This window comes from Prauserella aidingensis (assembly GCF_024171865.1).
Taxonomy (GTDB): Bacteria; Actinomycetota; Actinomycetes; order Mycobacteriales; family Pseudonocardiaceae; genus Prauserella; species Prauserella aidingensis.
Genome location: NZ_JAMTCN010000002.1, coordinates 233,652 through 247,751, shown reverse-complemented (window position 1 = coordinate 247,751; position 14,100 = coordinate 233,652). Strand labels below are relative to the sequence as shown.

The following is a 14,100-nucleotide window of genomic DNA, read 5'->3' as shown; positions in this document are numbered from 1 at the left end:
CGCGCTCCGGCGCGTCGCTCCCCGTTCACGGGGAACCGTTGTTGTCACATGCCGTGCACGGCCTGCTCGACTCCGGATGCGTGGACCGGATCGTCGTGGCAGGATCGGCACGGCATCGTGCTGCTCGCCCCCTTCCGACCTTCGACGACGACCGTGTCCTGTTCGTCGCCGACGACGGGGTGACCACCGGCCCGGGGACCGTGTCGCAGCAGGATCCACCCGGTGAGGCGGCCGGACCTGCGCAGGTGTCGCAGCACGCGTTCGGCACCGCGCTACGGGCGGCGTGGACGGCCGCGGCACCCGGCCCGGACGACGTCGCGCTGGTCCACGACGCCAGGCGTGCCTTCGTCCCGGCCTCCGTGGTGGCGGCGGTGGTCGACGCGGTCCGCGACGGCGCACCGGCGGCCGTGCCAGTCGAACCCGTCGCCGACACGATCAAGGTCGTCGATGCGGAAGGGGTCGTCCACGGCACCCGCGACCGGTCGCTGTTGCGCCACGCGCAGACACCCGTCGCGGTCCGCGCCGGCGGCCTCGACGAGCTGCTCACCGACGACTCCGGCGTCACCGATGTCGTGGAGCTGCTCACCCGGCTCGACGGCCGGGCCCGCACCGTCCCCGGCGACCCGCACGGCATGTGTGTGCGCACCCCGTTCGACGTCGCCGTCATCGAAGCACTGCTCAGTACGGAGAACACCGCATGACCCGGATCGGCCAAGGCGTCGACGTCCATCCGATCGAAGCCGGCAGGCCGTGCTGGATGGCCGGGCTGCTGTGGCCCGACGACGACGGCTGCGCGGGCCACTCCGACGGCGACGTCGCCTCCCACGCGCTGTGCGACGCGCTGTTGTCCGCCGCGGGCCTCGGCGACCTGGGTGCCGTGTTCGGCACGGGCGATCCGCGCTGGTCGGGCGCCCACGGCGCGGAGCTGCTCGCAGAGGTGCGCCGCCGTGTCGAGACCGCCGGTTTCGGTGTCGGCAACGCCGTCGTGCAGATCATCGGCAACCGTCCCCGGATCGGCATCCGCAGGGACGAGGCGCAACAGGTGCTCTCGGACGCCGTCGGCGGCCCGGTCAGCGTCTCGGGCACCACCAGCGACGGCCTCGGCCTGACGGGACGCGGCGAGGGTGTCGCCGCCATCGCCACCGCACTGCTCCTCCCCCGGTGACCCGGTCGGCCTCCGGCAGTACGACCGCCTCACGGTCGCCTCGGTGATCACCGCGGGACGTGCGCACCGGTAGTGTCGTCGACATGGCGATTCAGGCGGTGATGTTCGACTTCTCGGGGACGCTGTTCAGGCTCGAACACCGGCAGTCGTGGTTCACCGACCTCGTCGACGACGACGGAACCCCCCTCGACGCCGACGAGCAGGCCGAACTGATGCGCCGCATGACGGCGCCGGTGACGCTCACGGTCGACCTCGACGCGGAGCACCGCGACGCGTGGGAGCGCCGCGACCTCGACCCGGTGCTGCACCACAAGGCGTACCTGGAGATCCTCCGGCAGAGCGGCGTCCCGGGCACGGAGCAGGCCGAGGCGCTGTACCGACGGCTCGTCGATCCCGCCGAGTGGACGCCCTATCCCGACACCGCCGACGTGCTGAAACAGCTGGCGGCCTCGGGGGTGAAGGTCGGGGTGCTGAGCAACATCGCGTTCGACATCCGGCCCGCGTTCACCGCGCGGGGCCTGGACGCCTCCGTCGACGAGTTCGTGCTGTCCTGCGAGGTGGGCCACGTCAAACCGGACCCGGCGATCTTCCGGATTCTGGTCGAGCGCCTCGGTGCGCCCGCCGACCGTACCCTCATGATCGGCGACCACACCGACGCCGACGGCGGCGCACGGGACATCGGCTGCGAGTTCGCGCTGGTCGAGCCGCTGCCCACCGCCGAACGCCCGGACGGGTTACGCGCCGCCCTCCGCGAGCACGGCGCGCTGTAGCCCGTACCATTTCGGGCGTGGCCCTTCATCTCTACGACACCGCGACCAGGGACGTACGGGAGTTCCATCCCGCACGTAGCGGAACGGCGTCCATGTACGTCTGCGGGGCCACCGTGCAGGGCGTCCCGCACATCGGGCACGTCCGCGGCGCGCTGAACTACGACGTCCTGCGCCGCTGGCTCGTCCACAACGGACTGGACGTGCTGCTGGTCCGCAACGTCACCGACATCGACGACAAGATCCTCACCAAGGCCGCCGACGCGGGCAGGCCCTGGTGGGAGTGGGCGGCGACGCACGAGCGCGCCTTCGAGGACGCCTTCACCGTGCTGGGCTGCCTGCCACCGTCGATCTCGCCGCGCGCCACCGGCCACGTCACGCAGATGGTCGAGCTCATCCAGCGGCTCATCGACCGCGACGCCGCCTATGTCTCCGGTGGCGACGTCTACTTCTCGGTGACCGCCCTGCCCGACTACGGCATGCTGTCCGGCCAGCGCCCCGACGAGGTGCAGCAGGGCGAGACGGCCGCCGACGGCAAGCGTGACCCGCGCGATTTCACACTGTGGAAGGCCGCCAAACCCGGTGAGCCGTCGTGGCCGACACCGTGGGGCGACGGCAGGCCCGGGTGGCACCTCGAGTGCTCCGCCATGGCGACGACGTACCTGGGTTCGGAGTTCGACATCCACGGCGGCGGCGTCGACCTCGTGTTCCCGCACCACGAGAACGAGCGCGCCCAGTCGCACGCGGCCGGCGACGGCTTCGCGCGGTACTGGCTGCACAACGCGTGGGTCACGCTCTCGGGCGAGAAGATGTCGAAGTCGCTCGGCAACATCGTGGCGATCCCCGAGATGCTGCGGAAGTGCAGGCCCGTCGAGCTGCGCTACTACCTGATCCAGCCGCACTACCGGTCGACGATCGAGTACTCCGACGAAGCGCTGGCCGAGGCCGCGCAGGGGTACCGGCGCGTGGAACAGTTCCTGCGCCGCGTCGGCGGCGAGGTGCGCCTCGGCGAGGTCCCGGCGGAGTTCGGCGCGGCGCTCGACGACGACCTCGGCACACCCCAGGCGTTCGCGGTACTGCACAACACCGTGCGCGACGGCAACACCGCGCTGGACGCGGGCGACGAGACGAAGGCCCGCGAGTTCGCCGAGTCGGTGCGGGCCATGGTCCACGTGCTCGGCCTGGATCCGCTGTCGGAGCAGTGGCAGGAGGCGGCGAGTCACAGCGGTGAGGCCCGTGCGCTGGGTACGCTCGTGGACGGGCTGCTCGCCGAACGCATGCAGGCCAGGGCCGAGAAGGACTTCACGCGTGCGGACGCCATCCGTGATCAGCTGACCGCCGCGGGCATCGCGGTGGAGGACACCCCCAATGGTCCGTCGTGGACAGTGAGGGATTGAGGGACATGGCCGGTAACTCCCGTCGCCGCGGCGCGGTCCGCAAAGAGGGCACCAAGAAGGGCCCGGTCGTCGGTTCCGGCGGCAACCGCCGCAAGGGCCTCGAAGGCAAGGGCCCGACGCCGAAGGGCGAGAACCGCCCCGGGCACCCGAAGCAGAAGAAGGCCGCTCAGCAGGCCAAGCGCGAGGACAACCGGCAGCGCGCGCAGAAGAAGGCCGCCGACAGCCCGGAGATCATCGCGGGCCGCAATCCGGTGGTCGAATCGCTGCGCACCGGCGTTCCGGCGACCGCGCTGTACGTCGCGCTGAACATCGACGCCGACGACCGCGTCAAGGAGGCCGTGCAGCTCGCGGCCGACAAGGGCATCTCGATCCTCGAGGTGCCGCGCGACGAGCTGGACCGCAAGACCGGCGGCGCCGTGCACCAGGGGGTCGGCCTGCAGGTGCCGCCGTTCGAGTACGCGCACCCCGACGACCTGCTCGCCGCCGCCCGCGACGCGGGTGACCCGCCGCTGATCGTCGCGCTCGACGGTGTCACCGACCCGCGCAACCTCGGCGCCGTCATCCGCTCGGCCGCCGCGTTCGGTGCCCACGGCGTGCTGCTGCCGCAGCGGCGCAGCGCCGGCATGACGGCCGTGGCGTGGCGGACCAGCGCAGGTACCGCGGCCAAACTTCCGGTGGCGGTGGCCACGAACCTGACGCGGCAGCTGCAGGCGTGGGCGTCCGAAGGCGTCATGATCGCCGGGCTCGACGCGGACGCCACGCTCGACATCGACGGTCTGGACGTCGCCACCGAGCCGCTGGTGATCGTCCTCGGCTCCGAGGGACGTGGACTGTCCCGGCTGGTCCGCGAGAACTGCGACGTCACCGTGTCGATCCCGATGTCGCCCGAGGTCGAATCGCTCAACGCGTCGGTGGCCGCGGCCGTCCTGATGGCCGAGGTCGCCCGGCGCAGGCGGACAGCGGGCCGCGTCTGACGGACCCGAGGCGACGCTCTCCGCCTCGGCCGCAGCCCGACACCCGGCGCGCGTGCCTCGTGGCCGGCCGGTGGGTGTGAAGCACGACTCGGGAACGTGCCGGTATCGGCCGTGCCCGGCTCCCCGCTGAGCTAGGGTCACTTCGGATCAGCCGAGGGGGCCCGCCGGATGTCGTTCGTTTCACCACTGTTCCTGTGGTACTTCCTGCCCGCGATGCTCGTCGCGGTGCTGGTGTGCCCGCGGGCGTGGCGCAACGGCATCATCGCCGTCGGCAGTCTCGTCTTCTACGCGACCGGCGCAGGTTCGTTCACGCTGCTGCTCATCGCCTGCATGGTGGTGAACTTCCTCGCCGGTCCCGCGCTCGAACCGGACGACTGGGGGCTGGGCGGCAGCTCGCGCAGGCGCAGGTTGCTGATCGGCGTGATCGGGTTCGACCTGTCGATCCTGCTGGTGTGGAAGTACGCCGGGTTCGCCACGGAGCAGATCGCGTGGTTCGCGCAACTGTTCGGCGGCGACTTCCCCGTCGCCGAGCTGGCCCTGCCGATCGGCATCTCGTTCTTCACGTTCCACCACATCTCGTACGTCGTCGACATCTACCGGGGCGAGCGGCGCGCCCTGCGCAACCCGGTGTCGTTCGGCACGTACATCGCGATGTTCCCGCAGCTCGCGGCCGGGCCGATCGTGCGCTACCACGAGATCGCCGACCAGCTGCCGCAACACCGTCAGCACCGGCTCGACGACATCGCCGCCGGGTTCCCGCGGTTCGCGCTGGGCCTGTGCAAGAAGGCCGTCATCGCCGACTCGCTGGCTCCGTTCGTCGCCGCGTGCTTCTCCACGCCTGCCGACGAGATGACGTTCGCCATCGCCTGGCTCGGCGCCATCGCGTTCACGCTGCAGCTGTTCTTCGACTTCTCCGGCTACTCCGACATGGCCATCGGACTGGGCCGGATGCTCGGCTTCCGCCTTCCGGAGAACTTCGCCCGCCCGTACTCCGCGGTGACGATCACCGAGTTCTGGCGGCGCTGGCACATGTCGCTGTCGCGCTGGTTCCGCGACTACGTCTACATCCCGCTCGGCGGCAACCGTTCGGGCGGCCACAAGACGTACCGCAACCTGTGGATCGTGTTCGTGCTGACGGGGTTCTGGCACGGCGCGGCGTGGACGTACGTGGTCTGGGGCGTGTACCACGGCGCGCTGCTCGTCCTGGAACGCGCGACGGGCCGGGCGGGCACGCCCGAGTCGACCGGCCCGCGGATCGCGCGGCGGGCGCTGACGCTCGTACTGGTGATCATCGGCTGGGTGTTCTTCCGCGCGCCCGACCTGGCACAGGCACTGTCGATGATCGGGCACATGTTCACGCCGGACTTCGACGGGCTGACCGACGTCGCCGCCTCCGCGCTGACGAACCAGCGACTCGTGTTGCTGCTGCTCGCCGCCGGGGTGTTCGTGCTGCCCGCGACGCCAGTGATGGGTCCGTTGCTCGAATCGGCACGCACGAAACCCGCGAACGCCCTGCGCGTCGGCATCATGACGGTCGGCATCGCCTACGCGACGATCCTGGTCGCCACAGGCACCTTCAGCCCTTTCCTGTACTACCAGTTCTGAGCCCGCCACACACCCGTGTTGCAGTTCCCGGAGCGCGTGTTGCAGCTCCCGGGGCGCGTGTTCTGCGCTCAGGCACCGCGACTCCTGCGCTCGGGAACACTCGTCACGAGCGACTCGCACGTCCGTGCACGGGCTACGACTGCTCCGGGAACCGTTTCAGGATGCGGTGCACGGTCAGCCAGGTTCGAGTGGTGATGTCCGTGCCGAATCGCCGTTCCAGCAGGGTCATGAACGGAGGCGACGCGGTGTTGTCCGACACCGTCAGCACCGCGCGTGCCGCGGCGTCGTAGCCGACGATGCGGACAGTGGAGTCGGCGACTTCCGGTAGCGATTCCGGGACGGGATCCGGTGGCTCCTTCAGGAACGTCACCGTCAGATACGTCTCGCGGGTGTGCTCGAGGTCGCCGAACGATCCCGTGTCCATGAGGTCCTGCAGCTCGGCGCGGCTGCGCACGATGGTTCCACCGGCAATACCCAGTTCATCGCGGAGGCCGGACCTGATCCGGTCCTCGAGTGTCTTCGGGTCCGTGGAATCCGTCGCGAAGACGATGTTCCCGCTCGACAGCACCGACGTGACGCCGGTGAATCCGAGACTCTCGAACACCTCGCGCAACTTCTCGTTGCGCATGTTCGGGTTACCGGGTCCGATTCCCCTCAGCAGTGCGCAGTACCAGGTCGACGTCACACACCCACCGTAAGCCGAACCCCCGACATCCACGCGCGAACGAGAAATGCCTGCCTCAGCGCGGGACGCTCGGCACCGAGGACAACGCAACGGGCGGTCAACCGGTGAGCGAGGCCTCGATGATCTCGTAGGAGCTGGTGTCCGCGGTCGGCACGACGCGATCCAGTCGGAAACCTGCGCTCGCGAGCAGGTCCGTGAACTCGGTCAACGTGCGCTCACGGCCACTGATCATTCCCAGCATCGTCAGATCCACCTGCTTGCTCGAGTGCACTTCAGCGGTCTCTGGCATGATCATCTCGACCACGACGAGTCGCGCTCCCGCCCGCGCCGTGCGCGCGATCCGCGTCAACAGGGCCGCACAGGATTCGTCGTCCCAATCGTGCAGCACCGTCGACAGTAGATAGACGTCGGCGACCGGAACGTCGTCGAAGAAGTCGCCGCCGACGACATCGACGCGGGTGTCGAGCCCGGCATCTGCCACGCGGGTGTGCGCCGCGGGGACGACCGCGGGAAGGTCGTGCACGATTCCCCTGCGATCCGGATGTTCCTGCAACAGCCGAAGCAGCACCGACCCGTCCGCGCCACCGAGATCGGCCACGACCTCGCCCACCGGCAACCGGTAGCCCGAGAACACGTCACCCTGCATACCGTCGGTCACCGACGCCATGGCGGCACTGAACTGGTCCGCTCGTCCGGGTTCCGTGTTCAGCCACTCGAAGAACGTCTGTCCGAAGTAGATCTCTGCGGCCGGACGTCCTGTTCGGACCGTCTCGACGAACCGATCGAACGGCAGGTAATGCGTTTCCATCAGCATGATCGCCAGATCGCGCAGCGAACCGGGAACGTTCGCAGCCAGCGTCACACCCGAATCCGTGAGGACGAACTCCGCGTCACCGCGTTGGTCCACGACGCCGAAGTCGCCCAGCGTCCGCAAGACCCGCTTCACGACGAGAGCGTCGGTGCCCGTTCTCGCCGCGATCTCGGCGACGCCGCGCACACCCTCGTTCATCACCGTCGCGATGTCGAGCTGCGCGACCGCGTACAACGCCTGCGACACCTCGAAACCCGCGAGCAGCCTCACCATCCGCTCCGGGCCCGCGTCTTGTTCCGGCGCCCCGTCTCCTCCGGTCGTCATCCGCGACCCTCTCGGCGGTCGGCACACCGGTGAGCCACTGCCACAACAGGATCGTGTGGGGAGATGACTCATACCGGACATTTCATGCTAACCACCCATGTCAACCGTCACCCACCGGAACGTGCGCGCCGAGGTATGAATTCCGGGCGACGGAAGGACGCACCACTGCCCACGAACGCGGTCGCGTGCCGGCGCGTCGGGTGGGAGTGGTGGTCCGCGCGACGGTAAGGCGCAACACGAGCCCCGGAGAACGCAACACGGGTCCCCGGGCACGCAACACGGGCTCCCCAGAACGCAACACGAGCCCCCGAAAGCGCAACACGGCTGCAGGAGTGCAGGACATGCGCCGCGGCAGGGGTTACTCCGGATTCGCGTCGGGGTGATCGTCCGGGAGAAGGGCGAGCTGTTCCGGGTGGAAGGCGTCGCGGCGCGGCGGCGGAAGCCACGCCTCGGGGCGCGTCGCGCGGTGTTTGCCCAGGTCGGCCAGGCTGATGGGCGTGGAGAAGTCCACGCCGTACGCCTTGGGATCGGTCACCCTCGCCAGGCTCAACCCCTCGGCCGCGACGCCGATGCCGATCACCGCGACGTAGCTGTCGTCGAGGTCGCCGGTGAAGCCGGTCCAGCCACCCGCGAACTCCCAGATCCGCGCACGCACCGACATCCCGTCCACGCGCCAGGTCACGCGCTTCCACTTCTCGTACCGCCGCGCGTGCTGTTCCGCGTGGGCGAGCAGCGATTCGATCAGCCCGTCCGGCCGCGGCACGCTGCTGTCCGGCAACGTGAGGTTGACCAATCCGAAAGCGGCACCGAACGCCACCTCGGCCAGAGGATCGCCGCCACCGGGGCACATGGCGCGTTCGTACCGCGATCGCGGCATGCTGCCGATGCGCAGACCTCGTTCGGTGTCGGCCAGCCGCTGGCCGAGCCACAACGCCCACGGCGCCTGGCCGGCCTCGCCGAGTTCGGAGACGACACCGGCGTCGTCATCCTGCGCGGCAGGACCACCGCTTCCGCCTTCGAAGAAGTCGACCCAACGGGGACCGGGAATCCGCGGGTGCAGGCCGTACACGGGAAAGTCGACCGGCACCGGGCGAGGCTCCCGAACCTCGCCGTCGAGTCCTCCGGGGCCGTCGGCGGCGACGTCGTCGTCGTCGGCAGCGGCCGCGACCTCGACGTCCACGGACACTCCCTCGCCGGCCACCGCGTCGACGGCAGCACCGTCGGTGGTGGAGACGTCGGACGCCGCGGCGGTCGACGTCGGGATCTCGACCTCCACGTCGGCGGGCACCGCCGGTTCGACGGCCGCTGACGCTGCTCCGTCGTGGACGGTGTCGGCCGCCGACGACTCGCCTACTCCGGTCGCGACCGCCTCGGCGGCCGCCTCCGGATCGGCGTGCTGGTCGGCACCGGCCGTCGCGTCGTCCGCGGCGGCCTGCACCGTGTCAGGCGTTCTCGTACTCACGGCGTGGATCTTGCACCCGTTCCGTCCGTTTTGACAGCACCGATGTGACCTTCGCCGGTGCATGACGACCGGCCACGGCCGGTCGACCCGGCGTGCTGTAGCCGCCACGCACCGGTGTCACGGGTGAGTCTCGCACGCCTCACGCCGAGGACGCCTCTTTGCCCTGGCCGTCGGCCTTCGCGGAGCCGGGCTTCGGGGTCGGCTGCGCAGGCCCGGACGCGTCGCCGGAACCGCGCGCCGACTGCGCGCCACCGGAGTCGTTCGACGGCGACGTGGCCGCCTTCGACGAACCGGCACCCGATTCCGCACTCCCGGACGCGACCGCCGTCCCTTCCTCCTTCGCCGCGGCCCCGACCTGCGGTTTCGACGTCTTCTGCGAGGCGTTCGAGCCGGCGGTCCCCGATCCGGAGTCCGTCGAACCGGCAGCCGTGGACGCGGCATCCTTGGATCCGGAGTCCGTCGATCCGGCGTCCCGGGAACCGGCGGACGTGCCGGATGCGGCACCGGTGGATGCGGCGCCGGCGGACGCGGCAGCGCCGGAACCGTCCGATCCGGACGTCGCCCAATCGAGTGGTTCCGGCGCCGGGCCGAGCTTGTCGAGCGCATCGGTGAGCGCGGCGTTGCTCGCGGCCATGCGGTCGGCGACGGTGCGGCGCAGTTCCAGCGCCTGGGCGTGCTTGTCCTTCGCGTCGGCGAGGCGGGCCTCGGCCTCGGCGATCATGGCGTCGGCGCGGCTCTTCGCGTCGTCGGTGAGCTCCTTGGCGGCCTTCTCCGCCGCCGCCTTCGCCGCGGCGATCTCGTCGTCCGACTTCTTCTCCGCAGCGGCGATCTTGTCCTGCGAGGCCTTCTCGGCATCGCTGCGCTGCTTCGCCGCCTGTTCGTCGAGGCGACCGCGTTCGCGCTCGGCCTCCTCGGCGAGACGCTGCGCCTCCGCGCGCGCCTCCTCGCGGGTCTTCTCCGCGTACGAGTCGGCGGCCGACCTGGTCGCGGCCGCCTCCTCCTCGGCCTTCGTACGCAGCTCGTCGATCTCCTCCTCGGCGAGCGTCATCATCGTCTTGACGCGCTCGCTCATGGCCGCGGGCCCGGTGGGCTCCTCGGCCATCCGGGTGAGCGCGGCCTTGGTCTCGACGAGCTCCTGCTGGGCGTGCCCGAGCGCCTTGGTCAGGTCCGCGACCGACGCCGTGGCGTCGTCCCGACTGCGCGAGGTCTGTTCCAGCTTGGAGTTCAGCTTCTTGATGTGGTCGTCGACCTGCACCTGGTCGTAACCGCGGAACACGGTCGTGAAGGCGCCGGATTTGGGGGAATTCGGGGTGACGTCGGCTTCGGCCATCCGGCAACTTTAATGAGTTGGTAGCCCGATGCCCATACCTCGTGTCACAACCCGTCGCGATACTGTTCTGCGGCGTGACCGGTTGAGGGGGAAGGAGACCGCGACGTGGATATCGACGCGATCGTCGCCGACATCTCGCAGAACTGGCCGTTGTACACGGCCATCCCCTTCGTCGCGGCACTGATCGGCTACGTCACCAAGCGCGTGGCGATCGAAATGATGTTCCGTCCGATCGAATGGAGGGGCATCAAGGGCACCTTCCTCGGCTGGCAGGGCGTCGTCCCGCAGCACGGCGGCCGGATGGCCGCGATCGCCACCGACCTGCTGACGAAGAATCTCCTCGACATCAAGGACGTCTTCGCGCAGATCGACCCGGACCGCATCACCGAGGAGATCGAGCAACCGCTGCTGCGCACCGTCGACGACGTCGCGCGCGAGGTGCTCGCCGAGAGCCATCCCCGGGTGTGGGAGCGGCTTCCGGCCGTCGCGCAGGACCTGGTGATCAAGCAGATCCAGGCGCAGACGCCGCAGCTCGTGCGACAGCTGATGCTGGAGATGCGCGAGAACGTCGACGACTTCCTCGACGTCAAGGAAATGACGGTCCGCCGGCTCACCAACGACAGGAAGCTGTTGGTGAAACTGATCCGCGAGACGTCGCGCCCCGAGATGGCGTTCATCGCCCGCTCGGGTATCTACTTCGGTTTCGCACTCGGCATCGTGCAGGCCGTCGTGTGGGCCGTGACGAAGAATCCGCTGGTCATGCCGATCTTCGGTGCCGCGGTCGGCCTGTTCACCGACTGGCTGGCGATCAAGCTGGTCTTCGTGCCGCGCGAGCCGGTCCACGTGACGCGCAGGCTGTACTTCCAGGGCAAGTTCCAGCGCAGGAAGGCCGAGGTCGCGCAGCAGTACGGCGAGATCATCGCCCGCGACGTGCTGACGGTGCCGAACCTGATGGACTCCATCCTGCGCGGCCCGCGTTCCGACCGGCTGATGGCGATGATCTCCCGCGTCGTCGCCGAAGCGGTCGACGAACACGCGGGCAACGCCCGGCCGCTGGTGACGGCCACGCTCGGCCCGAAGCGGCTCGAGGAGATGAAGCGCTCGGCGGCCGACAAGGCCATCGCACGCGTGCCCGAGACGGTGCAGTACGCCGAGGGGTACCTGACCGAGGCGATGGCCGTGGCACGACTCGTCGAGGATCGGATGAACAAGCTGACGCCCGTGGAGTACGAAGGGCTGCTGCGGCCTGCCTTCCGCCAGGACGAATGGAAGCTCGTCGTCGTCGGCGGCCTGATCGGCGGCGTCGTCGGCGAGCTCCAGGTCCTGGTCATGCTGCACTGAGCGCCGATACCGGCCACCCTGTCGACCGGTATCGGCCACCGGGTGGGGCGTGGGCCGATACCGTGTCCGGGTGACCGATACGTCCCGGACGCTGCCGCCCGTGCACGAGGCGTGGCTGCCGCGTGAGCACTCGCTGTACCGCCCACGCCACGGCAGGCAGGTCACAGCCCTCGTGTGCGCGGCCGTGTTCTTCGCCGCGCCCGCACTGGGGTGGGTGTTCGGTGGCAGGCCGAGCGAGATCGAGAACCGTGAACTCGCGAGCTTCCCCAGCCCGGCCGACGGGTGGGGTTTCTTCACGGGCATGCCGCAGTGGGCGACCGATCACCTCGTCTTCCGCGAAGGCGCCATCGAAGCCGCGGACGGCATCAGCCACGGGCTCTTCGGCGAGCCCGCGCCGATGGGACCGGCCGAGGGTTCCGGTCCGATCCCCGGCGTGCCGGACGGACCCGAAGGCAACGGCAACGGCGGGGACGGCGGTTCCCGGGACGAACAGGTGCAGAGCGCCGGCTACACCGAGGTCATCGAGGGCTCCGACGGCTGGCTGTACTACGGCGACGACGTCAAGGGGAAGTGCTTCCCCAAGCGCCCGCTCACGGAGACGTTCGAGCGGCTCGACCGGATCCGCCACGCCGTCGAGGCATCGGGGCGCCGCTTCCTGCTCACCATCGCCCCGGACAAGACGACGATGGTGCCGCAGCACCTTCCCGACAACTACGCGGGCAAGGAATGTGCGACGAAGGCGACCGAGCGGTTCTGGGAACTGGCAGCGCAGCAGCGGAGTTTCCTCGACGTCCGCCCCTCACTCGAGGCCGCCGAACGCCAGCTGGGCCACCCGCCGTACTTCGCCAACGACACGCACTGGACCGACGACGGCGCCGTGATGCTGACCCGCGACGTCGCCGAGAAGCTCCAGCCCGGCGTCACCGACACGTGGCGAAGCCCTGGCGTGGGATGGTCGACGGCCAACGGCGACCTCGCGTCGATGCTGGGCCGCACCGAGCCGAAGACGTCGGTGCGCTACGAGCTGATGCCCGACGGCGAGACCGACCGCACGCAGGACACGCTGCGCAAGTTCGACGGCCCGGAGCGCTACGACGCCGACGCGGGCAAGGACATCGAGGGCACGATCGGCGCGCCGACGGCGCTGATCGGCGACTCGTTCACGTTCGCCTCGTCGCGGTACCTGCCCGCCGCGTTCGCGGACCTCACGCTGCTGAGCTACCCGCACCTCGGCAAACACAAGGACGCAACGATCGACACGTTCGTCCGCTCCGAGATCGTCGTGGTGCAGACCGTCGAACGGTCCGTGGCCGAAGGCGATCTGCCGCTGATCGACGAGGGGTTCGTCACGATGGTCGAACGGCGGCTCGCGGCGAATCCGATCCGCTGAGGTCGCGAAGCGAACGCTGCCTGCCGCGTAGGTGGGCGACGACCCGGCACACCAGGTAGATCGTGAACGAGATCGCCGTGACGAAGAAGCTCACGGGCGCGCCCGGTGCGAGCGACAGCACGATGCCGCCCAGCGCCGCGGCCTCGGCGAACACGACGGCCAGCACGGTCGCGCGCCAGGGACTCGACGTCACCCGGGCGGCCGCCGCGGCAGGCGTGACCATCAGCGCCACGACCAGCAGTGCTCCGACGATCTGCACGCCCAGGGCGGTGGCGACGCCCACGAGCACCGCGAACAACGGCGACAGCCACCGCACCGGCACCCCGCGGGCCACCGCCACGGCGGGGTCGACCGTGGCGAACAGCAGTGGGCGGTAGATCACGGCGAGCACGATCAGCACGACGACCGCCGAGCCGACGAGCAGTTCGAGATCCTGCTGCTCGATCGCGACGATCTGCCCCACGAGGATGCCGAACTTGTTGCTGGAACGGCCGTCGTAGAACCAGAGCAGCAGCACGCCGAGACCGAGTCCGAACGAGAGGATCACGCCGATCACCGAGTCGCGTTCGGACTCCCGTCCGCCGAGCAGGCCGAGCAACAGAGCCGCGATGACGGCCCCCGCCAGCGCCCCGTAGCTGACGCCGATCCCCAGCAGCAACGCCGCCGCGGCGCCGGTGAACGCCAACTCGGCGGTGCCGTGCACGGCGAACGACATCCGGCGCATCACGATCAGCGGTCCGAGTGCGCCCGCGACCAGACCGAGCACCGCCGCAGCGCCGAGCGCCATCAGCACGAAGTCGAGCTGCAGCAGGCGCGCGGTCAGCTCGACGTCGAACAACTTGTCCATCA

The 14,100-nt window shown here is 69.8% G+C and carries 13 protein-coding genes; 8 read left to right on the top strand and 5 right to left on the bottom strand.

The features are described 5' to 3' along the window. The first annotated feature begins 41 nt into the window (after positions 1-41). The 6 genes from LY13_RS03155 (at position 42) to LY13_RS03130 (ending at position 5,908) form a co-directional block, all read left to right on the top strand. Entirely contained in the window at positions 42-701 is a 660-nt protein-coding gene (locus LY13_RS03155) for an IspD/TarI family cytidylyltransferase (protein ID WP_253826600.1), read from the top strand. Continuing rightward, positions 698-1,165: a 2-C-methyl-D-erythritol 2,4-cyclodiphosphate synthase gene (gene ispF / locus LY13_RS03150; RefSeq protein ID WP_253826599.1), complete on the top strand. Its 468-nt coding sequence runs from the start codon at positions 698-700 to the stop codon at positions 1,163-1,165. The genes LY13_RS03155 and ispF overlap by 4 nt, the downstream gene beginning before the upstream one ends. Positions 1,166-1,248: 83 nt before the next feature. Further along, positions 1,249-1,935, top strand: coding sequence for an HAD family hydrolase (locus tag LY13_RS03145; protein ID WP_253826598.1), 687 nt, complete (start codon positions 1,249-1,251; stop codon positions 1,933-1,935). Positions 1,936-1,952: 17 nt separating this feature from the next. Next, positions 1,953-3,329 (top strand): cysteine--tRNA ligase, encoded by a 1,377-nt coding sequence (gene cysS / locus LY13_RS03140; RefSeq protein WP_253826597.1) that lies wholly within the window; start codon positions 1,953-1,955, stop codon positions 3,327-3,329. 5 nt (positions 3,330-3,334) lie between these two features. Beyond that, positions 3,335-4,303, top strand: a complete 969-nt coding sequence (gene rlmB / locus LY13_RS03135; RefSeq protein WP_253826596.1) for a 23S rRNA (guanosine(2251)-2'-O)-methyltransferase RlmB — start codon at positions 3,335-3,337, stop codon at positions 4,301-4,303. Positions 4,304-4,471: 168 nt separating this feature from the next. Then, positions 4,472-5,908, top strand: coding sequence for an MBOAT family O-acyltransferase (locus LY13_RS03130; RefSeq protein ID WP_253826595.1), 1,437 nt, complete (start codon positions 4,472-4,474; stop codon positions 5,906-5,908). Positions 5,909-6,041: 133 nt separating this feature from the next. On the opposite strand, the gene LY13_RS03125 is transcribed toward LY13_RS03130, so the two are convergent. The 4 genes from LY13_RS03125 to LY13_RS03110 all read right to left on the bottom strand — a co-directional run bounded on the left by LY13_RS03125 (position 6,042) and on the right by LY13_RS03110 (position 10,520). Beyond that, positions 6,042-6,593, bottom strand: a complete 552-nt coding sequence (locus LY13_RS03125; protein WP_253826594.1) for a DUF1697 domain-containing protein — start codon at positions 6,591-6,593, stop codon at positions 6,042-6,044. A gap of 97 nt (positions 6,594-6,690) precedes the next feature. Continuing rightward, the gene (locus LY13_RS03120; RefSeq protein WP_253826593.1) at positions 6,691-7,728 is read right to left on the bottom strand and encodes a methyltransferase; all 1,038 of its coding nucleotides are present in this window, start codon (positions 7,726-7,728) and stop codon (positions 6,691-6,693) included. 358 nt (positions 7,729-8,086) lie between these two features. Beyond that, positions 8,087-9,190 (bottom strand): hypothetical protein, encoded by a 1,104-nt coding sequence (locus tag LY13_RS25865; protein WP_308216254.1) that lies wholly within the window; start codon positions 9,188-9,190, stop codon positions 8,087-8,089. A gap of 139 nt (positions 9,191-9,329) precedes the next feature. Continuing rightward, positions 9,330-10,520: a cell division protein DivIVA gene (locus LY13_RS03110; RefSeq protein ID WP_253826592.1), complete on the bottom strand. Its 1,191-nt coding sequence runs from the start codon at positions 10,518-10,520 to the stop codon at positions 9,330-9,332. A 111-nt stretch (positions 10,521-10,631) separates the two neighbouring features. On the opposite strand from LY13_RS03110, the gene LY13_RS03105 reads away from it, so the two are divergent. Beyond that, the gene (locus tag LY13_RS03105; RefSeq protein ID WP_253826788.1) at positions 10,632-11,861 is read left to right on the top strand and encodes a DUF445 domain-containing protein; all 1,230 of its coding nucleotides are present in this window, start codon (positions 10,632-10,634) and stop codon (positions 11,859-11,861) included. Positions 11,862-11,931: 70 nt separating this feature from the next. Next, positions 11,932-13,251, top strand: coding sequence for an alginate O-acetyltransferase AlgX-related protein (locus tag LY13_RS03100; protein ID WP_253826591.1), 1,320 nt, complete (start codon positions 11,932-11,934; stop codon positions 13,249-13,251). On the opposite strand, the gene LY13_RS03095 is transcribed toward LY13_RS03100, so the two are convergent. Beyond that, on the bottom strand, positions 13,208-14,098 hold the full coding sequence (locus tag LY13_RS03095; RefSeq protein ID WP_253826590.1) for a metal ABC transporter permease: 891 nt from the start codon (positions 14,096-14,098) through the stop codon (positions 13,208-13,210). The two genes, LY13_RS03100 and LY13_RS03095, sit on opposite strands and share 44 nt — an antisense overlap. Positions 14,099-14,100: the final 2 nt, after the last annotated feature.

Bases quoted from the DNA above. Each gene is read 5' to 3' on its own strand.
- ispF (WP_253826599.1), top strand. From the start codon at position 698: ATGACCCGGATCGGCCAAGGCGTCGACGTCCATCCGATCGAAGCCGGC.
- LY13_RS03145 (WP_253826598.1), top strand. From the start codon at position 1,249: ATGGCGATTCAGGCGGTGATGTTCGACTTCTCGGGGACGCTGTTCAGG.
- rlmB (WP_253826596.1), top strand. From the start codon at position 3,335: ATGGCCGGTAACTCCCGTCGCCGCGGCGCGGTCCGCAAAGAGGGCACC.
- LY13_RS03130 (WP_253826595.1), top strand. From the start codon at position 4,472: ATGTCGTTCGTTTCACCACTGTTCCTGTGGTACTTCCTGCCCGCGATG.
- LY13_RS03120 (WP_253826593.1), bottom strand. From the start codon at position 7,728: ATGACGACCGGAGGAGACGGGGCGCCGGAACAAGACGCGGGCCCGGAG.
- LY13_RS03110 (WP_253826592.1), bottom strand. From the start codon at position 10,520: ATGGCCGAAGCCGACGTCACCCCGAATTCCCCCAAATCCGGCGCCTTC.
- LY13_RS03095 (WP_253826590.1), bottom strand. From the start codon at position 14,098: ATGGACAAGTTGTTCGACGTCGAGCTGACCGCGCGCCTGCTGCAGCTC.